This window comes from Nocardioides sp. NPDC051685 (assembly GCF_044453405.1).
Classification (GTDB): domain Bacteria; phylum Actinomycetota; class Actinomycetes; order Propionibacteriales; family Nocardioidaceae; genus Nocardioides.
In genome coordinates, this window is record NZ_JBITCR010000004.1 from 511,084 (window position 1) to 531,075 (window position 19,992).

The 19,992-nt window shown below is 70.1% G+C and carries 17 protein-coding genes; 4 read left to right on the forward strand and 13 right to left on the reverse strand.

The features are described from left to right. Position 1 precedes the first annotated feature (1 nt). The 5 genes from ACIA03_RS15210 to ACIA03_RS15230 form a co-directional block, all read right to left on the reverse strand. Positions 2 to 1,426: an amidase gene (locus ACIA03_RS15210; RefSeq protein ID WP_396983797.1), complete on the reverse strand. Its 1,425-nt coding sequence runs from the start codon at positions 1,424 to 1,426 to the stop codon at positions 2 to 4. Further along, positions 1,423 to 3,204: a dipeptide ABC transporter ATP-binding protein gene (locus ACIA03_RS15215; RefSeq protein WP_396983799.1), complete on the reverse strand. Its 1,782-nt coding sequence runs from the start codon at positions 3,202 to 3,204 to the stop codon at positions 1,423 to 1,425. The genes ACIA03_RS15210 and ACIA03_RS15215 overlap by 4 nt, the downstream gene beginning before the upstream one ends. An 83-nt stretch (positions 3,205 to 3,287) precedes the next feature. Next, positions 3,288 to 4,844 (reverse strand): ABC transporter substrate-binding protein, encoded by a 1,557-nt coding sequence (locus tag ACIA03_RS15220; protein ID WP_396983801.1) that lies wholly within the window; start codon positions 4,842 to 4,844, stop codon positions 3,288 to 3,290. 65 nt (positions 4,845 to 4,909) lie between these two features. Further along, on the reverse strand, positions 4,910 to 5,779 hold the full coding sequence (locus tag ACIA03_RS15225; protein ID WP_396983803.1) for an ABC transporter permease: 870 nt from the start codon (positions 5,777 to 5,779) through the stop codon (positions 4,910 to 4,912). Continuing rightward, positions 5,776 to 6,732, reverse strand: a complete 957-nt coding sequence (locus tag ACIA03_RS15230) for an ABC transporter permease (protein WP_396983805.1) — start codon at positions 6,730 to 6,732, stop codon at positions 5,776 to 5,778. Before ACIA03_RS15230 ends, ACIA03_RS15225 begins: the two co-directional genes overlap by 4 nt. 256 nt (positions 6,733 to 6,988) lie before the next feature. Here ACIA03_RS15230 and ACIA03_RS15235 point away from each other — a divergent pair, with 256 nt between their 5' ends. From ACIA03_RS15235 to ACIA03_RS15250, 4 genes are all read left to right on the forward strand, one after another. Further along, positions 6,989 to 8,221, forward strand: coding sequence for a M20 family metallopeptidase (locus ACIA03_RS15235; RefSeq protein WP_396983807.1), 1,233 nt, complete (start codon positions 6,989 to 6,991; stop codon positions 8,219 to 8,221). A 226-nt stretch (positions 8,222 to 8,447) separates the two neighbouring features. Continuing rightward, positions 8,448 to 9,998 carry an AMP-binding protein gene (locus ACIA03_RS15240; protein WP_396983809.1) on the forward strand — a complete coding sequence of 517 codons (1,551 nt, stop codon included), beginning with the start codon at positions 8,448 to 8,450 and terminating at the stop codon, positions 9,996 to 9,998. Further along, positions 9,995 to 12,280 carry a CoA transferase gene (locus tag ACIA03_RS15245; RefSeq protein ID WP_396983811.1) on the forward strand — a complete coding sequence of 762 codons (2,286 nt, stop codon included), beginning with the start codon at positions 9,995 to 9,997 and terminating at the stop codon, positions 12,278 to 12,280. The genes ACIA03_RS15240 and ACIA03_RS15245 overlap by 4 nt, the downstream gene beginning before the upstream one ends. Continuing rightward, complete coding sequence (locus tag ACIA03_RS15250) at positions 12,277 to 13,086, forward strand: enoyl-CoA hydratase/isomerase family protein (RefSeq protein WP_396983813.1); 810 nt, start codon at positions 12,277 to 12,279, stop codon at positions 13,084 to 13,086. Before ACIA03_RS15245 ends, ACIA03_RS15250 begins: the two co-directional genes overlap by 4 nt. Before the next feature lie 18 nt (positions 13,087 to 13,104). Here ACIA03_RS15250 and ACIA03_RS15255 read toward each other — a convergent pair whose 3' ends face one another. The 8 genes from ACIA03_RS15255 to ACIA03_RS15290 are packed head-to-tail and all read right to left on the reverse strand — an operon-like array spanning position 13,105 to position 19,989. After that, on the reverse strand, positions 13,105 to 13,881 hold the full coding sequence (locus ACIA03_RS15255) for an IclR family transcriptional regulator (protein WP_396983815.1): 777 nt from the start codon (positions 13,879 to 13,881) through the stop codon (positions 13,105 to 13,107). 2 nt (positions 13,882 to 13,883) lie between these two features. Further along, positions 13,884 to 15,209: a hypothetical protein gene (locus ACIA03_RS15260; protein WP_396983817.1), complete on the reverse strand. Its 1,326-nt coding sequence runs from the start codon at positions 15,207 to 15,209 to the stop codon at positions 13,884 to 13,886. Continuing rightward, the gene (locus tag ACIA03_RS15265) at positions 15,206 to 16,048 is read right to left on the reverse strand and encodes a 2-keto-4-pentenoate hydratase (protein ID WP_396983819.1); all 843 of its coding nucleotides are present in this window, start codon (positions 16,046 to 16,048) and stop codon (positions 15,206 to 15,208) included. Before ACIA03_RS15265 ends, ACIA03_RS15260 begins: the two co-directional genes overlap by 4 nt. Then, a complete protein-coding gene (locus tag ACIA03_RS15270) occupies positions 16,045 to 17,046 on the reverse strand; it encodes a zinc-binding alcohol dehydrogenase family protein (protein WP_396983821.1) in 1,002 nt (333 codons plus the stop codon). Before ACIA03_RS15270 ends, ACIA03_RS15265 begins: the two co-directional genes overlap by 4 nt. Beyond that, positions 17,043 to 17,915, reverse strand: coding sequence for an alpha/beta fold hydrolase (locus ACIA03_RS15275; RefSeq protein ID WP_396983823.1), 873 nt, complete (start codon positions 17,913 to 17,915; stop codon positions 17,043 to 17,045). Before ACIA03_RS15275 ends, ACIA03_RS15270 begins: the two co-directional genes overlap by 4 nt. A gap of 38 nt (positions 17,916 to 17,953) precedes the next feature. Next, a complete protein-coding gene (locus ACIA03_RS15280) occupies positions 17,954 to 18,100 on the reverse strand; it encodes a hypothetical protein (RefSeq protein WP_396983825.1) in 147 nt (48 codons plus the stop codon). A gap of 36 nt (positions 18,101 to 18,136) precedes the next feature. Beyond that, positions 18,137 to 19,030 carry an alpha/beta fold hydrolase gene (locus ACIA03_RS15285; RefSeq protein ID WP_396983827.1) on the reverse strand — a complete coding sequence of 298 codons (894 nt, stop codon included), beginning with the start codon at positions 19,028 to 19,030 and terminating at the stop codon, positions 18,137 to 18,139. Then, positions 19,027 to 19,989 (reverse strand): hypothetical protein, encoded by a 963-nt coding sequence (locus ACIA03_RS15290; protein WP_396983829.1) that lies wholly within the window; start codon positions 19,987 to 19,989, stop codon positions 19,027 to 19,029. Before ACIA03_RS15290 ends, ACIA03_RS15285 begins: the two co-directional genes overlap by 4 nt. Between the last annotated feature and the right edge of the window lie 3 nt (positions 19,990 to 19,992).

Consider the following 19,992-nt stretch of genomic DNA (forward strand, 5'->3'; position numbering starts at 1 on the left):
GTCAGGCGGCGAATACGGGGGGACGCAGGTCGCGCCAGGGGCGCGCGGACTCGAGCTGGCCGGCCACCGCGACGAGCAGGTCCTCGCGGCCGTGGTCAGCGACGAGGTGCGCGCCCAGCGGCACGCCGTCCTCGGTCAGTGTCGCTGGCACCGAGATCGCCGGCTGGCCGGTGGTGTTGAAGGGCGCGGTGAAGGAGAGGATGTCGACCGAGCGCTGGATGCCATCCGGCTCCGCCCACGGCCAGCCCACCGGCTTCGGACGAGACGCGATCACCGGCGTCAGCAGCAGGTCGAAGCCGCCGCCCCACCATTGCGCCATCCGCTCGCGGTAGCGCCCCTGCCACCCGAAGGCATCGGCGAGCTCGACGCCCGTGATCTCCCGGCCCCGGCGCAGCCAGTGCTCCGTGACCGGGTCCAGATCGCCCGGTCCTGGCGGCCCGATCTCCTGGGAGAGCGCGTCGACGCCCTGCACCACTGTGACGCTGAGGGCATCGAAGAAGGTCGCCGTGCCGCCCTGGTCCATCAGCGCCTCGGGGTAGGCGTCAACGACCTCGTGGCCCAGCTCCGCCAGGGTCTCCGCAACGTCGCGCACCGCGGCACGCACCTCGTCGGTGACCTGCGGGGCGTACGCCGGCGCGTGGTCGAGGACGCCGATCCGCAGCCGCGGGGGCGTGGCGTCCAGAACGCCGAGCAATCCGCCCTCCGGGTAGGGGCGGGGATGGGTCGCGTCGCCTGGCGCCGGGCCGCTAACCGCGTCGAGGACGGCCGCGGTGTCGCGGACGGTGCGGCTCACGACTGCAGGCACACTGTGTCCCCACCGATTGGGCGTCCCGGGGCCGTCGCTGATCCGGCCCACCGTCGGTTTGAGGCCCACCAGGTGGCAGAACGCTGCCGGCATCCGGATCGAGCCGCCGCCGTCACCGCCCTGCGCGACCGGCACCAGGCCGGCCGCGACCGCCGCCGAGGCACCGCCGCTGGAGCCGCCCGAGGTGAGCTCGAGGCTCCACGGGTTGCGGGTCACGCCGTGCACCCGATTCTCGCTCACGGAGAGCACGCCGAACTCCGGCGTCGAGGTCTGGCCGAGCACGATGAACCCTGCCTCGCGCATGCGGCGGATGATCCCCGCGTCGCGGACTCCGGTTCGGCCCGACCGCGCTACCCAGGCGCTCCCCAGGTTGGCCGGGTCGCCGACGGATTCGTTGAGGGCCTTCGACAGCGTGGGCACGCCGGCGAAGGGCAGGTCTCGCCGGACCTGCCGGGCCTCCGCGAGCGCCTGCTCGTAGCGGCGGTGCACCACGCTGTTGATCAGTGGGTCGGTCCGCTCGATCCGTTCGATCGCTGCCTCGACCAGCTCGACCGGGCTCACCTCGCCCCGGCGTACCAGGGCCGCCTGTTCCAGGGCGCCCAGCTCTACGAGCTCACTCATGTCAGCGCTCCTTCTGCTCCGAGTCGTCCTGCTCCCAGGTGGCGGGGGTGGTGGCAGGCGACGAGATGCCCTGAGCCTTGCTCCACGACGGGAGGGGCGGTGGTCCGGCAGTCCTCGTCGGCGCCGGGGCAGCGGACTGCGAAGGCGCAGGACCGCTCACCGTTCGGCGTACCCGCAGACCCGCCGGGCGGCAGCGTCGCGCCACCCGCGCCCTCTTCGCCCGACTCGGCCTCGTCACGGCTCCCGGGGTCGGGCGAGGGAACTGCTGCCAGCAGGGCGCTGGTGTACCAGTGCGCGGGATCGCCGAACACCTGCTCGGTCTCCCCCAGCTCGACCACCTCGCCGGCGTACATCACCGCGACCCGGTCGCTGATCTGGCGCACCACGGCGAGGTCGTGAGAGATGAACACATAGGTGAGGTCGCGCTCGCGCCTCAGGTCTTTCAGCAGCTCCAGGACCTGTGCCTGCACCGAGACGTCGAGCGCAGACGTCGGCTCGTCGAGGATGACGACCTCGGGGTCGGCCACGAGCGCTCGGGCGATCGCCACGCGCTGGGCCTGGCCGCCGGACAGCTCGTGCGGGAACCGCCGGGCGGCGTCCACCGGCAGGTCGACGTCGGCGATCGCCCGCTCGACCCGGTCCCGCGCCTCCTTCGCCGACACCGACGTGCTGCCGAGCGGCTCGGCGACCGAGGTGCCCAACCGCAGACGCGGGTTCAGGGAGCCGAGCGGGTGCTGGAAAACCATCTGCAATCTTCCCCGCAGGTCTCGGCGCCGGCGCTTCTCGACCGGCCGGCCGTCGATCCGGATCTCCCCGGAGGTCGGCGTCTCCAGGCCCGCCAGCATCCTCGCCAGCGTCGACTTGCCCGAGCCGGACTCGCCAACGATGCTCAGCACCTCGCCACGTCGTACGTCGAGGGAGACGCCGCGCACGGCCGCGATCGTCCGGCCGCGGGAGCGGAAGGACTTGTGCAGGTCGCGCACCTCGAACACCGGGGCGTCAGGCCCCACGGCTTCCGGGGCGGGGACGGCGCCGCCCAACCGCGGCATCGCGGCCAGCAGGCGCCGGGTGTAGTCCGCCTCGGGACGCACCAGTACTCGGTTCACCTCACCCTGCTCGACGATCTCGCCGTCGAGCATGACCGCGACCCGGTCGGCGGTCTGTGCGATGACGCCCATGTCGTGGGAGATCAGGAGGACGCCCACGCCGAACTCGTCGCGCACCTGGCGGAAGAGCTTGAGGATCCCGGCTTGGACGGTCACGTCCAGCGCGGTGGTCGGCTCGTCTGCCAGCAGCAGCCGTGGGTCTCCGGCGAGGGCCAGCGCGATGGCGACCCGCTGGCGCAGGCCGCCGGAGAGCTGGAACGAGTACTGCCCCGCCCGCTTGTCCGGCTCCGGCACACCCACCCGCCGCAACAGGTCGACGACCGCGCGGTCGCGTTCGCGCCCCTTCAGGCCGCGGTGCCGCGTGATCACCTCGGCGATCTGGTTGCCCACCCGCATCGAAGGGTCGAGCGCGCCCATGGCGTCCTGGAAGATCATGCCTACCTGGCCTCCACGGACCCCGCGCCACGCGTGCTGGTCAATGCCACGTACGTCCTTCCCGCACACGGCGAAGCGCCCCGCCTCGACCTGCGCGACCTTCGGCAGCAGACCCATGCAGGCCATGGCGACCGTGCTCTTGCCGCTGCCGCTCTCTCCGATCAGACCGAGGATCTCGCCCTCGGCCAGGGTCAGGTCGACCTCGCGCACGGACGGGGCACCGTCCCCGTAGCGCACATGGAGACCCTGAATCTCTAGCACCGGTGCCGGTGCGACCGATGACGACATAGCTGACTCCCTTTGCAGCGGGTGGTTCCGGGTCACGACACGGTCGCGTCGTGCAGCATCAGCCGCGTGCCTGAGGGCTCGGGCTGGTAGTCGAGGCCGGGGGCCCAGACCTCGTAGACCTGCACGCTTGCGTACGGCACCAGGAGGTAGGCATGCTCCGCGATGTAGGTGTCGATCTCGGCGTACGCCGAGGTCCGCTCGTCGTCGGAGAGATCGCCCTCGACGGCGGAGTCCATCATCTTCCAGAGGGTCTCGTCCTTGACCTTGGTCGCCGCGCCGCCCTTCGCGAACCAGAGGTCGAGGTACTGGCTCGGATCGGCGTTGAGCGCGGACGTGAGCTGAACGAGATCGGCCTTCCACTGACCCGAGGTGATCTCGCTGACCAGCCGGCTCCAGTCCGACTGCTTGATCTCGAGGGTGACGCCGATCTGGGCCAGCTGCTCCTTGACGAGCTGGGCGGTGGCGATCTTCTCCGGGGAGTCGGAACGGATGGCGAGAGTCAGAGTCAGGTTTTCGGCACCGGCCTCGGCGAGCAGCTCCTTGGCCCTCTTCACGTCATGCTTGTAGTAGGGGGTCGACTCGTCCGCCTCGGTACCGTACGGATCGCCAGGAGGCACGGCACCGGAGAGCACACCCGCACCCTGCGAGCCGATCTCGATCAGCTGCTTCCGGTCGATCCCCAGGTTCAGGGCCTGGCGGACCCGCTCGTCGGCCAGCGGACCGTCGGTCATGTCCATGGCCAGCCAGTACGCGCCGACACGGTAGGGATCGCCCACGCTGAAGCCCTGCTTGTCCAGCTGCTCGTAGTTTTTCGGCAACCGGACCTGAGTCATGTCGACCGCACCCGACCTGAGCGCCTGGACCCGCGTCGACTCGTCGGGCATGACCCGGTACTCGACCGAGGTGATCGAGGGTTCACCGCCCCAATAGTCCGCGAACGCGGAGGTCATGATCGTGCTGCCCTCCTTGAACGAGTCCAGCCGGTACGGGCCGGTGCCGTTCTCCTGTGTCTTGATCTGGTCGTCGGTGACCTTCGTCGCCCAGCCCTCGTCCACGATGCCGGCGCTCCAGGGCTGGGCGAGGAGGCGCAGAAGGGAGGACTGAGGACGTTTCAGGGTGATCGCGACATGGCTCTCGTCCATCGCCTCGACCGCGTCGATGCGATAGAGGGTGCGGTACGGCGAGTTCTGCTCGGGGTCGAGGAGACGCTCCATGCTGAACACGACATCGTCGGCGGTCAGCTCGGCGCCGTCGTGGAAGGTGACGCCCTTCCGCAGCTCGAACTCGTAGCGGGTCGGTGACTTCTGCTCCCAGTTCTCCGCGAGCGCCGGCTCGATGGTGCGCCCATCAGCGCTCAGCCGGAGCAGGCCCTCGTAGAACTGCGACACCATGCGCTTGGCGTCGAACGCCTGCGCCATGATCGGATCAAGGCCGCTGAGCGGCTGGGTCTCGTCGGCGATGACGAGGGTCTCGCCCGCCTTCACTGCGTGTGCCGGCCCGCTGCCAGACCCGCCGCAGGCGCCGATCAGCAGCAACGGGGCGACGCTCGCGACGACGAACAGCTTCTTCACTGCACTCTTCAACTTCACGATGAGCTCTTCTTTCGGTAGCTGGCCGCGTCGTCCCTTCGGACGCGCAGCCGTGGGAACTGCGGTCAGACGATCGACTTGCGCGAGACAGCGAACCCCTCTCCGATCAGACCCCATCCGACCGAGGAGAGGACGAGGGCAGCGGCAGATCCGATGACCAGCCACGGAGAGCCCGTCATGTAGCTCTGTGCCTCGAAGACCATCCGGCCCCAGCTCGGTGTCGGCGGCTGGACGCCGAGCCCGAGATAGCTCAGCGAGGACTCCAGGAGGATCACGATCGCGGCGGTATTGGCAAGCTGGATCGTCATCAGTGGCAGAACGTTGGGGAGCAGGTGCTTGACCGCGATGACCGGCACCGGCACCCCCGAGACCCGGGCGGACTGGATGAACTCCCGCTCGCGCAGCTCGAGACATCTGGCGCGCACGACTCGGGCGAAGTGCGGGACCGTCACGAGCGCCATGACCAGGATGAGAGTGGGCCGCGACGGCGACAGGACGGCCACCACACCGAGGGCAAGAAGCATCGACGGGAAGGAGAGCAACAGATCGATGAGCGACATCATGATGGAGTCGACCCACCCGCCGACGAGGCCGGCGATGAGGCCGACCGACGACCCGATGACCATCGACAGCAGCGCGCTGACGAGAGCGATGGTCAGTGATACGCGTCCAGCCGTGCACACACGGACGAAGTAGTCCCGCCCGACGTCGTCCGTCCCGAGCCAGTGCGTGCCGTTGGGCGCCTGGAACGGGATGTCCGCCACCTCCGTCGCGGAGAACGGCCGAATCAGGCCGACACACCACGACAGCACGAACATCAGGATCAGGATGCCGAGCCCGACGGCAACCTCGGCGCGGACCTTGCGGTGACGGCGGCGTCCGGCGGCAGGAGCGAGCGCTGTCGCCGGGAGGTCGGGCGTGGTCTGGGGGGTCATCGCAGAGCACCTACCTTGGGATCGACCAGCGGGTAGGTCAGGTCGACGACGAAGTTCATGAGGACGTAGACCGCGCCAAGCAGCAGCAGGCAGGCCTGCGCGACGGCGTAGTCCTGGTTCTGCAGGGAGTTGACGGTCAGCTGCCCTACCCCGGGGATGGCGAAGACGTTCTCGACGAGCACGGCCTCGCCGATGAGGCCGGCCATCTGCAGCCCAGCGATCGTGACCACCGGCGCCGACGCGTTACGCATGCCGTGGTTCACCATCGCGTGGCGCCTCGAGGCGCCGGTCGCGAGGGCGGTGCGCATGTAGTCCTGCTCGAAGACGTCGAGCATCGACGTGCGCATGTAGCGACAGATCGTCGAACCCAGCGGGAGGCCCAGAGCCAGCGCGGGCAACAGAAGGCTCTTGATGTTGCTGGCGGGGTCGTCCGCGAACGGGACGTACTGCAGTGTCGGCCACGCGGGGAACCAGGTGGTCGCAGCCAGCACCAGGATGACGCCTAGGACGAACACCGGGGTCGCGAGGCCGAGGAAGGTGCCGCTCCTCGCGATCCGGTCGACGATGCCACCGCGGTGCAGGGCCGCGAAGGCCCCGAACGGCACTCCCCACAGCACCGAGACCAGAGTTGCCACCACCGCAAGCTCGACGGTGTTGACCAGGCGCTCGGCGATGAGCGAGCTGACCGGTAGCCCGTTGTACAGCGAGGTTCCCAGGCTTCCCTGGAACACCTCGGCCAGCCACCGGAAGTACTGGATGACCGGCGAGTCGTTCAGACCGAGCTCCTCGGTGAGGCGAGCCCGCGTCTCGGCGTCACTGTAAGGTCCGGCCAGGACGTCGACGGGAGTCCCGGGAAGGGCCTGGACCATGACGAACGCCATGACGGACAGCAACCACAACACCACCAGACCACGCAGCAGTCGCCCGCCCACGAGGCCCACCATCGGATGCATCGATGGGAGCTTGGAACGCAGCTGGACGGATGGTCCCGGTGCGGTCGTTCCTGATTGAGACTGATTCATACCTGCCCTTTCGACGGCGGGCTCAGCGTTACCCGGGTCATTCGCGGCGACTACGACTCCGGTTCGCTGAGCGGACTGCCACGGTTAACTTCAGGTTTCCGGTGAACAGACCGCGAGGCGGGCGGCGTCGTCGGAACCGGGGGAAGATCGGCGGCGCCCCTATCGAGCGAACCGCGGAGGAAGTCCAATGTCGCAGGTCACAGCCAGCACCACATCGATCCCGAGTCTGTCGCCGGAGGACGAAGACCTTCTTCGCAAGTGCTTGGCCGACCTGGGCGACCTGCTTCTCGAGACGAGTCACCAGATCCATGCCCGCCCCGAGATCAGGTTCGAGGAGGTCTTCGCCAGCACCCTTCTGACCGACACGCTGGGGGCGCACGGCTTCGTCGTCGAGAAGCCGTTCGCCGGTCTCGCGACCGCCTTCTGCGCCACCTACGACAGCGGCCGCCCAGGCCCGAGGCTGGCGATCTTCCTCGAGTACGATGCTCTCCCCGACATCGGCCATGGGTGCGGGCACAACATCATCGCCTCGGCCGGCCTCGGCGCTGCGCTCCTGACCCGCGCGATGCTGAGCTCCGACGGCGGGCCCGGCGGCACCCTCGTGGTCATCGGCAGCCCGGCTGAAGAGGGCGGCGGGGGCAAGCTCCCGATCATCGACAGCGGGTCCCTGGACGGGGTCGACGCCGCCATCATGCTCCACCCGTCCGGCGAGAACCTGTCGGCCATGCGGACCCTGAGCCGAGCCGCCTTGCAGTTCACCTTCACCGGGCGTGCCGCCCACGCCGGCGTCAGCCCCCACCTCGGCATCAACGCACTCGACGCGGCCGTGCTCACCCTGAACGCCGTCGGCCTGCTCCGCCAACAGGTGACGGACGACGTACGTATCCACACCATCATCACCGAGGGCGGGAATGCCACGAACATCATCCCGGAACGCGCGGTGATCCAAGCCCAGGTTCGAGCCGAAGACCCGCAGACCCTTCTCGACGACCTCAAGCCGCGACTGGAGAACTGTGCCCGCGGCGCCGCGCTGGCCACAGGGGCCGACGTCGAGATCAGGAACGACGGTCCGGTCTATCTCTCCATCCAGCCCAACCCGGTTCTCGAGCAGATCGTGGAGGAGAGCTACGGCCGGATCGGCCGTAAGACCGAACCACACCGCAACGAGGTGTACCCGGGTTCGACGGACATGGGAAACGTCAGCCAGGTCGTGCCCGCCATCCACCCCAATATCGAGATCGTCCCCGGTCTGGGCATGCACAGTCGCGAGGCAACCGAACTCGTCGGCGGCAAGCACGGCGACGCAGCAGTGCTGGACGGCGCCCTCATGCTCGCGATGACGGCGTCGACGCTGTTCCGCCACCCGCAGGCGGTCGAGCAGGTCCAGGCGACCTTCACCGAAGGCATTCGAGTCGGCTGAGGGACCACGAAGGACGAGGCCGGCCTCCGGCGAGGTGGCGCTGAGCGGCCTTCGTGGCATCCGGTCCGGTGAACAGACCAATCTCCTTCGCTCCGAACGGAACCGGCCGTGACACTGACGGCATGACCTCAGCACAGATGTCATCTGCCGACACCGTCGATCCGGGCCTTCCGCCCGATGACGACGCGGTGCCTGCCCTCCCCTCCTTCGTCGTGCGACGCCCAGCGTGACGCCCAGCAACCCGACGGTCGCCCAGGCGTTGGCCGACCGTGCCGCGACGGATCCGGACGGCGAAGTGGTCCGCCTCGTCGGTGGCCCCGCTTGGACGGCCAGGCAGCTCTGGCGGCGGGCGGCCTCCTGGGCGTGTCAGCTCGAGGACCTGGTCTCGCCGGGCGACGTGGTCGTGACCGCCACAGACACCGGGCCCGCGGCCACCGCGCTGACCGCCGCCGTGTCCGCGCGCGGTGCCGTCGAGATGCCGGTCGCCCCCGACGTACCCGTCGAGTGGGCACACCACCTCGTCGCGGACACCCGTGCCAGTGCCGTTCTCACTACCGCGGACCGGGTCGGTCGGCAGCCGCTGCTGACCGACCTCGCTGCGGCCGCCGGCCTGCCACTCCTGCGGGTCGATGTCGACCTGGCCGGCGACCACCCCGCCGCCCAGAGGCTCCGGCCTCGCGTGGTGGCGCCCACCGACCCAGTGCTGGTGATGACCACCTCGGGCACCACGGGGCGTACGAAGGCCGCCGTGCTGCCGGCCGGTGCACCGCTGCGCCAGGCCCACCGGGTCGCGGCCGCGATGGGCTACCGCCCCGGTGACGTACTCCTCAACTACTTCGCATGGCACCACATCAACGCCCGCCACGCCTCCTTTCTCCCCGCCCTCCTCTCCGGCGCTCGGATGGTCGTCGCACCGCGGTTCTCCGCGTCGGGGTTCCTCGACGTCGTACGGGCCGAGGGGGTGACGGCGTTCAACTTCATGGGTGCCGTCTGCACGATGCTGCTCGCGCAGCCACCCACGCCGTTCGACCGAGAGCACCGGCTCCGCACTGCATATGGCGGGCCGGCGCCGGCCGAGCTGGTCGCCGCCTTCAAAGACCGGTTCGGTGTCACTCTGCGGCAGGCCTATGCATGCACCGAGCTCGGCGACGTCTCGATCACGGGTACTGACGAGGTTCGACCGGGCGCGGCAGGTCGCCCGCTGGAGGACTACGATCTCCGCGTCGTCGACGAGGACGGCGACGTGCTGCCCGACGGGGAGGTCGGCGAGCTCCTCGTCCGCCCCCGGCACGACGGTCACGCGTTCCTCGGCTACACCGACGAGCAGGCGACCCGGGACGCGTGGCGAGACGGCTGGTTCCGCACGCGCGACCGGGTCCGCCTCAGCGACAGCTGGCTGTACGTCGAAGGCCGCCTCGGCGACGTGATTCGCCGCCGTGGCGTGAACATCGACCCACAGCAGGTCGAGCAAGCTCTCTTCTCCTTCGGCGGAATCCTCGAGGTCGCGGCGGTCGCCGTGCCCTCTGACCTCACCGAGGACGAGATCCTCGCCATCGTGGTGCCTGCGAGCGACGCTCCGGTCGACCCCGGCGCGCTGTGGGAGCACTGCCGCTCACGCCTCCCCCGCCATGCCGTCCCGCGCTACGTCTCCGTCGAAGACGTGCTTCCCCACAACAGCAACGCCAAGCTGGACCGCGCCGTCCTCCGGAGCCGCGGCCTCCCTGCCGGCACCTGGGACGCCGGCGCCCGACCCACCTTCCGACTGGAGACCCCATGACCGCCCAGCTCCGCGTCCTCGACCTGACCGACGACCTCGCCCTGATGGCAGGCCGTCTGCTCGTCGGCACCGGCGCGGATGTGATCCGCGTCGAGGCAACCGGCCGCCCGCCCGCGCCGACGGCCGCCTACATGCACTGGCACGCCGGAAAGAGGGTCGCTCGGGTGGAACCGGCTCAGGTCGACGACGTGATCGGCCGCCTGGTGCGCGACGCCGACGTCGTCGTCGAGTCCGGCCCGATCGCCGCCCTACGCACCATCGCACTCCGCGAGGCCGACCCGGACGCGTGGGCGCAGGTCGCACACGTCGTGGTCACACCGTTCGGTCTGACCGGGCCGCGCGCCGGCTGGTTGGCCGATGACACCGTCGCGGCTGCGGCCGGCGGAATGACCTGGCTGGGCGGCGATCCGGGCGAGGAACCGACACCGCCGCCGCGGGGGCAGGCCACCCAGCTCGCCGGAGCACACGCCGCCATCGCAGCGCTGCTCGCGGTCGTCGCCCGCCACCGCACCGGAGCCGGCCAGCTTGCCGAGGTCTCGGTCCAGGAGGCCGTCGCAGCCACGTTGGAGACCGGTGCGATCGCCTGGATCCACGCCGGCGTCGTGCCGGGACGTACCAGCGGGGTCTACTCGCACGTCGCCCACCGTGTCTTTCCCACCTCCGACGGCTACGTCGCAGGCGGCTACTCCGGCCCGAACCGGATGTGGGACGACCTGCTCGCCTGGATGGTCGAGGCGAGCGAGGCCGAGGACCTCACCGACCCGGCGTGGCAGGACCCGGTGCACCGCTGGCAGCACCGCGAGCACGTCGACGCCGTCGTCACGGCGTTCACACGGCGCCGTACCACTGAGGAGGTCGCCCGCGAGGGCCGTGCCCGCGCCTTGCCCTGGGCCGCCGTCGCCACCCCGACCGACCTCATCAGCAACCCCCAGCTCGCACACCGCCAGTTCCTCATCGAGATAGAGACAGCCGACGGCACCGTGCCCGACGTCGGATTCCCCTACGAGTCCCCCGCCCTACGACGCCCGGTGCGCCTGTCCGCTCCGCGGACCCTCGGCGCCGACGTCACGTGGACAGACCCCCCGCGGGAGCCAGCTCGCACCCATCCGGTCGCACAACCGGCAGCGAGGGATGCGGGGCGCGACGGTGGCGCGCTCGCAGGCGTGCGGGTCCTCGACCTGACCTGGGTGCTCGCCGGTCCCTACGTCACGCGCACACTCGGCGTCCACGGCGCCGACATCGTCAAGGTGGAGTCGCACCACAGGCAGGACCCGACCCGGTTCGCGCCGTCGATGCGGCTGCGGCCGGGAGCTGGGCCCGACGACTCCGGCTACTTCCTCAACTTCAACCACGACAAGCGGAGCCTCGCACTCAACCTCCGCAGCGAGAAGGGGCCGGACCTGCTCCGGAAGCTCGCCGCCGAGGCTGACGTGGTCGTCGAGAACTTCTCCCCCGGCACCCTCGCCAGATGGGGGCTCGACTGGGAGCAGCTGCACAAGGCCAACCCGCGCGCGGTGCTCGTATCGATGGCCGGCGTCGGCTCGAGCGGGCCGTGGCGCAACGCCGTGACCTTCGCCGACACGCTCGCGGCGATGTCGGGCCTGACCCACGAGACCGGCCGCGCGGGACAACCCCCGCAGGGGCTGACCTTCGGCCTCGGCGACATGGTCGCCGCCAACGCCGCCACCCTGGCGACGCTCGAGCACCTCTGGCGTGGCAAGGGCGGTCACGTCGACCTCTCCCAGCTGGAGGCGATGTCGGCGCACCTCGGCACGGCTCTGGTCGACACAGTGCTGCCCGCCCACACCGGAAAGCCGGCCGCCGTGGGCCCGCTGATGCTCCACGCTGCCGGCGAGGACCGCTGGCTCGCAGTCGGTGCCACCGCGCCGGACCGGTTCCACGCCGCCGTGACCAGCGTCGTCGCCGAGTCCAGCGACGACGCCGTGGCCGCGCTCACGAAGGTGGTCGGAGAGCGGGATGCCGACGAGGTCGCGGTTCAGCTGCAGAAGGCCGGCCTGGCGGCGTACGCGGTCCGGGACGGGCGCGACCTGGTCACCGCGGACCCACAGCTGGCCGCCCGCGGCTTCTACCCCACCCAGCAGCACCCGCTCGTCGGCGCCTTCCAGGTCGAAGGCCCGGTAGCCCATCTGACCGGTACGCCCGGCCGGCTCCGGAGGCCGGCGCCGTTGCTCGGGCAACACACCGACCAGCTGCTCGAGGAGATCCTCGGGCTCGACCATGACCGTATCCGCCAGCTGCACGAGCAAGGAGTCCTCGAGTGACCCAGCCCGACACGACCACCACCCCGGCTACCCCTGACGACCCGGGCTTCCGGATCGAACGCGACGGCGCAGTCGCCACGCTCGTCCTCGCCAACGGTCTCGCCAACACCATCGACCCGGGCCTGATCGACCGGCTCGTCACCGGTCTCCCCACGATCACCGAGGACCCCGACGTACGGTGCATCGTCGTCCGCGGCGTAGGACGGATCTTCATCGGGGGCGCCGACATCCGCGTGATGCGGCAGCTGGACCCCGACATCTACCTCGCGATGCGGCGATGGACGGTGGTGCAGCGGATCCTGGAGTCTGCTCCCAAGCCGGTCGTCGCCGCGATGAACGGGCACGCGCTCGGTGGCGGAGCCGAGCTCGCGCTCGCCTGCGATCTACGGATCCTCCACGCCCGGGCCACCTTCGGCTTCCCCGAAGCACGGCTCGGCATCTTCCCCGGCGCCGGCGGCTCCCAGCGACTGCCCCGCCTGATCGGCCCGCACCACGCCAAGCGCCTCATCTTCGACGGCACCAGGCTGTCCGCAGACGAGGCGCTCGCCCACGGGCTGGTCGACCTCGTCGCCGATGACGACTTCGACGCCGTCGTGGCCACGGAGGCCGCGCGCCTCGCGGCGCTTCCCACCGCCACGATTGGCCTCGTCAAGCGGGCGGTCCTCGAGGGCTTGGACCTCCCGCTCCCGCAGGCCATCGACGAGGTGGAGGACCGCTATGTGATGGCCAACCTCGAGCTCGACGACGCGGCCGAAGGCCTGCAGGCATTCCTCGACAAGAGGGAGCCGCGCTTCACCGGCCGCTGACTCGCGGGAGGTCCGGGGTCAGTTCAGGAGCGTGGACCGGGACAGCCGGTTGGCCGTTGTGATGAGGGCCCGCGCCAGCTTCGGTACGTCGGCACGGAAGATCGGGGCGGCGATCGCCAAAGCGCCGAGCAGGATGCCACCGGAGCTGTGGATCGGAACCGCAACCGAGCAGTAACCCTGGACCACCTCTTCCTGCTCAAGGGCATACCCGTTGGAACGGACCTTCTTCAGCTGCTCGAGGAGCAGACCGGCGCCGATGGTGGTCGACCGGGTGAGCCGCGTCAGCTCGCCGCCCAGGACGTCCTCGACCACAGATGGCGGAGCGTAGGCCAGCAGCACCTTGCCAGTGGACGTACAGTGCAGTGGCATGCGGCCGGCGATCCGCGACGGCTTGGCGGCTTCCGGGCCGCTGGCGATCTTCTCCAGATAGAGCACCTCCCGTCCGTCGCGGACGGCGAGGTGCACCGCTTCCTTCGTCGCGAAGTGAAGGCTTTCCATGAAGGGGCGAGCCGCGTCTCGGAGGACGCGGAACCGTGGCACCCGCGAGCCGAGCTCGAAGGCCCGCATGCCGAGCCGGTACTCCTGCCCGGATCGCTCGAGCATGCCCCACTCGACGAGCTCCTGCCCAAGACGGTGCACCGAGGCCTTGGAGATACCGGTGCGTCGTGAGAGCTCCGACAGCGACAGGTCCATGTCCTCCATCTCGAAGGCCTCCAGGATCAGCCGCGCCTTGCCCAGGACGCTGTTGGCACCGTGCCCGAGACCCTCGCCGTACGATTGGGCGTGACTCTCCATGGTCAGTCGACCTCTCTCGACGTGGAAGACGCGCTCCCGATCGCGAGCACCGTTCTGATGAGAACCTCTACCAGCCCACGCGTCGCGTCCAGATCCACGATGTTCATTCCGAGCGTGAAGTCGACCGGCCCGCCGTCGGGCGACGCCGCCACCTTCGGCATCCCGACCCGCGCCGTCGGAACGCCGCGCAGGCGGAGGATATTGGCGTCGGTGGCACCGCTGTTGGCGGCGATCGGTTCGTGCGTACGTCCCGCAACCTGTTCCCAGGCGGCGACGGTTGCGCGAACGATCGCGGTGTCGGGCTCGGTGCGGGTGCCGGGCACCGCGGCGACCTGCCGGGCGACGAGCGGGACGCCGAGTTCCTCGCTGAGCCCGCGCAGCTGCCCCCGCACCTCGCGCAGCACCTCCGGAGCGGTCTGCTCAGCGGTCATGCGTACGTCGAGCCGCAGCCTGACGAGCGCAGAGGTCGAGGCCGCGAGCCGATCGAACCCGCCGACCACCGACGAGACGATGCCCTGTGGCCGCATGGTGCCGACCTCGTGGGCCGCGGCGTATTCGTCGAACCACGCCTCGAGCCGCGTGATGACCGGCGCCGCAAGCGCTGCGGCGTTGCGGTAGGGCAGCCGATGCCGGCTGCCGACGTAGGTGTGCTCGCCCGGCACCTCGACGTCGATCCACACGAGGCCCACCTCCTCGTGGGAGACGGCCCAGCCGGGCTTGGCGATCACGGCGTGGTCGGTGGTGTACCCGCGCTCCAGCAGGAAGGTTGCGCCCACCCCGTGGCCGGTGTTCTGGCGGCCCGGGGTGCCGACGCCTGGGACGGCGAAGCTGGGCATCCCGCCCGCACCGAAACCGGCTACCACGTCGCCGGATACCGGCGCCCCGGACGCTGCCAGCGCCGAGACGGCGACCATCACGGCGGCCGCGTGGCCTTTGGGGTTGCCAGCAGCGAGACCGGTGACGATGTCTCCGTGCACTGTGGCCCGCGGCACCATGTCCTCCCGCAACGCAGGTCCGGCCCAGGGCAGGTCGACCTCGGGTATGCCGGCGGTGAACGTGTCGAGCGGTGCGTAGAGAAGGACCGTCGGTCCATCCTCCGGCCCGCGCAGGACCGCCACGGCGTTGGCCTGGTGGTCATCGATGATCTGCAGGGACGTCTCGAGCCCGGTGGCGTCGAGCTGGGCGGTGATCCACTCCGCGGCCGGACGCTCGGCACCGGTGGGGCTCGGGATGTCGACCAGGCCGCAGACCGCCTCGAGGAGCCGGTCGCGGGTCACTTCGGCCATCGCCGCCCCGACGACCTCCTCGAAGTCCGGCTCGCTGGTCACTTCGATGCCTCCGCGGCGCGCGTGGCGACGCTGCTACGGAAGTGGACGGCGACTTCGGGGAGATCACCGATGCGCGCCACGAAGGAGTCACCCTCGTGGATCGGAACCATCGGTCCGAGGGCACCGGCAAGCACAAGCATCCCCGAGCGGAGTGGGATCCCCTGCCGGTGCGCCTCGCGCGCCAACCAGACCAGGCCCTGCAGCGGATCGCCCATGCAGTTGTCTGCGCCGCTGCCCGTGGAGACGACGCGGTCCCAACAGCGCAGCTCCATCCGCAGCAGCCGCAGGTCCGAGTCGTCGAGCGCGCGGCCTTCCGGGGCGAGCACGAAGAGGCCCCCGGAGGCATTGTCGGCGATCGTGTCCACTGCCGAGATGTCCCAGCCTGCGATGCGGCTGTCGACCACCTCGAGCGCGGCGTACACCTCACCGACCGCGGCTCGCACCTGCTCGGACTCGATGTCCGGCCCGTCCAGGTCGGCCACCAACCGGAACGCGATCTCAGCCTCAACCAGGGGCTGGAGGAGGCGGCGGACCGGGACCGTGCCGCCATGCCGCACCTGCATGGTGTCCATGAGGGTGCCGATCGTCGGCTCGGCGACCCCGAGCTGGGCCTGGACCGCCGGTGACATCATCCCGAGCTTGCGGCCGACCAGCAGGGCGCCACTGATCTGCTGGAGGGCAGCGACGTGATGCTGGACGGCGTACGCAGCCTCGCGAGCATCCGACCCGATGAGATGCCGGATCGGCGGACAGGGCCGGCCGGTGGTCTGCGCGTGGCGCAGCCGTTCCGCGGCCTGCACGACGCCCGGGTCGCGTCCCGGATCCTCCACAGCACTCACCACGCCTCCTGCGGCACCAGGACCGCGCGGCCACGCAGCCTGCCGGAGGCGAGCAGCTCGAGAGCGCGACCGGCGTCGGCGAACCCGAACTGCTCGACGTCGACCTTCAGCTCCCCATCGACCAGCCGCGGAGCGAGCTCGGCCGCCAGAGCACGGGCCTGTCGGTCGCGACGGATCATGTTGACCGGCAGCAGGGCGACGTCCTGGAGCAGCCAGTTGGGCAGGTCAAGCGTCAGATCGGTGCCGGCGACGTACCCGATGGACACGGCGCGCCCGCCGGACCGCACCCATCCGGAGCGGGCACCCAGGCCGGCGCCACCCAGGGTGTCGACGAGCAGCGACGCGGGCCGGTCGCGCGTCAGCTCGGCCGCTCGTGCGTCATCGGTGGCGACCACGGCCTCGACACCGGCGGGCAGGCTTGCCGCCTGGTCGTCGTCGGCAACGACACCGATCACGTTGGCCCCCTCGCGCATCGCGAGCTGGACGACCATCGACCCCACGCCGCCGGCCGCACCACCGACGACGACCAGCTCGTCGGATGCGGAGTCGATCCCGTCAAGGTTCCATTCGCCGAGTCGCGCGGTGTGCCGCAGAGCCGACGCGGCAGTGGTGAGCGGGGTGAAGAAGGTCGCCCCCACGCCGGGCGGGAGGCCCTCGGGGAGCGCGTTCAGGTGCCGATCGGCCGCCACGACGTACTCCGCCCATGTGCCGTCGCGCTTCAGCCCGAGGCCGCCACCACGCAGCATCACCCGTTGCCCGGCGGGGTGGGTGTCGGACTCGACGACAACGCCGCAGCCGCCGGTGCCTCCGACATAGGGCAGCGATGGCTTGAGGTCGAAGTCGCCGCCTGCCACGGTGAGATCGAGGTGGGACACCGCGGCCGCCTCGACCTTGACCAACGACTCGCCTTCGGCCCGCTGCGGCCGCTCGACGACGTCAAGGACCGGGGCCTCGCCCCAACGGTGGATACGGGCTGCCCGCATCATCGGACCGGTCATCGGGCGATCGCGTGCTTGGCGAGGAACCCGAGGCTCAGGTCGTTGTACTCGGCGGCCTTCTCGTGCTGGGGCCAGTGCCCGCAGTCGTCGAAGAGAACCAGCTCGGAACCGGAGATGTTGTCGTGCATCGCGCTCGCCTCGGGGATCTCACCGAACGGGTTGTTGCGGCCCCACACGATCAGGGTCGGCACCGTGATCTGGGCCATGTCCTCGGGACGGAGGATGTTGCGGATCCGGGTCTCCATGTCCTGCAGCGACAGCAGGTTGTCGATGTTCGCGACGAAGTCGGGCCGGTGATAGATCTCGTGACGCACGGCCACGAGCTCTTCGGTCGCGTCCGCCGAGTCGTGCATCAGCAGGCGCATGCGTGCGCGGGTCAGCTCGATGTCGTCGGTCTCGACGGCCTTGCGGGTGCTGGTGCGGATCCGCTCCATCACCTCCGGGTTGGCCACCGTACCTCCGGCGCAGAGCAGCTGGAGGGAGGCGATCCGGTCGGGCACGTCGATCGCGGCACGGGCACCAACCCAGCCACCGAGGGACTCGCCGGCGATGTGCGCGCGCTCGATGCCCTGAGCGTCCAGGTAAGCGAGCAGGTGGTCGCGGTAGCGCGGGATCTCGTAGCCGAAGTTCGGCTTGCCCGTGAAACCGTGGCCCAGCATGTCGATGGCGTGGACAGCGTATTGCTTCGCGTGCGCCTGGACGTTACGCATGAACGCCTCGAGGTGGCCCGACGTGCCGTGGAGGAAGATCAACGGCTCGCCCTCGCCGGCCTGCAGGGAGCGGGTGGGGACACCGCCGGCGTCGACGGTGGTCACCTGGAAGTCGAGCCCGGCGAGCTCGTTCCAGATCGTGCGGGGTGCAGATGGCATGGTTTTCTCCAGGTCGAGAGGACGCGGACCTACCGCGGTCAGGGCTGGTTGATGCGATGGACTTGGGTGTTGATCCGGTTGGTCACACCGGGGATCACCGGCTGGTGCGTGGCCAGCCGCTGGGATGCGTAACGGAGTCCGGCGCCCACGGCGAGCACCGAAGCGACGACGATCAGTGGCCTCATCAGGAGGTCCTCCATCTGTTGGGAGCGTGGTCGAGGTCAGGGATGGTCCACCGACCGGAGGAAGCCATCGACAACGGCGTGGTACGCCGCGGGCCGCTCCTCCTGTAGGTGGTGGGACGCGTGGTCCATCACGTGAAGGTGTCCGCGCGGGACCATGCGGGAGAGCATCAGCGGGTAGTCGGGCGTCAGGAAGGCGTCCTCACGACCCCACATGAACAGAACCGGCGCCTCGATCCGGCCAAGCTGCTCGGTGAGGTCCTGCCAGTCCCCGCGCGGCGAGTCCGACATCGCGGCCAGCGACCGCTCCTCGGGATCCTGGCTCTGCTGGTAGCGCAGCTCAACGGTCTCCTCCGGGAGCCGGTCGGCGTCGTACCACTCCAGCCGGGTGATCAGCTGCCGCATCTTGTCCTTGGTCGGTCCTTCGCCGCCGTAGTACACGTCGCGGGCGGCGCGCCCGCGGTGGCCACCCTCCGGCAGCGGGGCGAGCGGCCCGTGGAACACCGGCATCGAACCGGTGACAACGAGCGACCGCACGCGGCCGGGGTAATAGGCCGCTACGGCGAGGGCGATGGTGCCACCCCAGGAGTTGCAGATGAAGTCGGCGCGGTCGATGCCCAGGGCGTCCATGAAGGCGACCGTCTTGGCGGCGTGGAAGTCCCACATCGGCCCGGAGATCTGGCACTTCTCCGACTTGCCGTACTGAAGGATGTCGACCAGGAGACAGCGGCGGTCCTGCGCGAAGAGCGGCGCCACCGGGCCGAAGTCGCTCCAACCGGTGCAACCGGGACCTCCGCCGTGCAGGAAGATCGTCGCGGGGCCCTCGCCGAGGTCGTGGTAGTGGTAGGTCACGCCGTCGGCGTCCACATAGCGGCTCTCTGGGGCCGGCCCGGCGGGCGGGGAGGTGAGGCGCTCGGCCTTCACGGTGCTCATGTAGATACTCCTGTCGTACGGGGGCGGGCAGGGTCGACGACGGCCGTACCCATGCCGGTCAGCCATTCAGGCATCGGCGAGTAGCAGAGGGCCTCGCCGGGCGCGAACCCGAGCGCGGCGGCCATCGTGAGCCAGGTCCGAAGCTCCTGGCCTCCGTTGCCGGCGACCTTCTCGATGTCGGCGGTGGTGAGCTCGACGTACTTCTCGAGGCCACCGGCCTCGAGATCGGCGAGGAATTCGTGGTCGAAGTCCTCGAAAAGACAGGGTTGGGCGGCGACGATGATCTCGCGTCGCCGCTTGTCGTAGCGCTCCCACTCACCGCGCCCGTTCAACCACGCATCGACGAGGAACTCCTCGTCCTCGTTCTTCGGGGCCGCCCAGTCGCTCGGCCAGGGAAGCTGGTGGGACAGCCCCCCGGAGGCGATGACCGCGACCCGACGTTCATCGCCCACGGCTCTGATGGCCTCAGCGAGGCACCGACCGAGCTCGGCGCACCGCACCAGGGTCGGCAGCGGCTGGGCGAAGACGTTGATCACGAGCGGTACGACGGGCACATCGACACCGTCGAGCAGGTACTGGATGGCGTGCGACTGACCGTGGTCGATCTGCAGGCGCGCGGAGATCGCGACCTCGACACCTGCCTCGACCAGGCCTGTCGCGAGCTGCTGCGCGAAGACCGGGTCGGTCTTCTGCGGGCCCTTGGGCGTCCCTGCCTCGCCGGCGGCGATCACCTCGCCGACGCCCATCGTGAAGGCCGGGATCATGTCGAGGAAGAACCCGCGGAAGTGGTTGGACCCGATGATCACGGCGACGTCGACCTGCGCGTCGACGAGGCGCTGCCGTACGGCACCGAGCGAGTCGCGGAACGCCGCGGCACGATCCGTGTGCACGACACTGTCCCAGTGGGTGTTCATCAGCGTGGAGTGGGAGGCACCCACCCCGAGCACGATAGAGCTCACGTC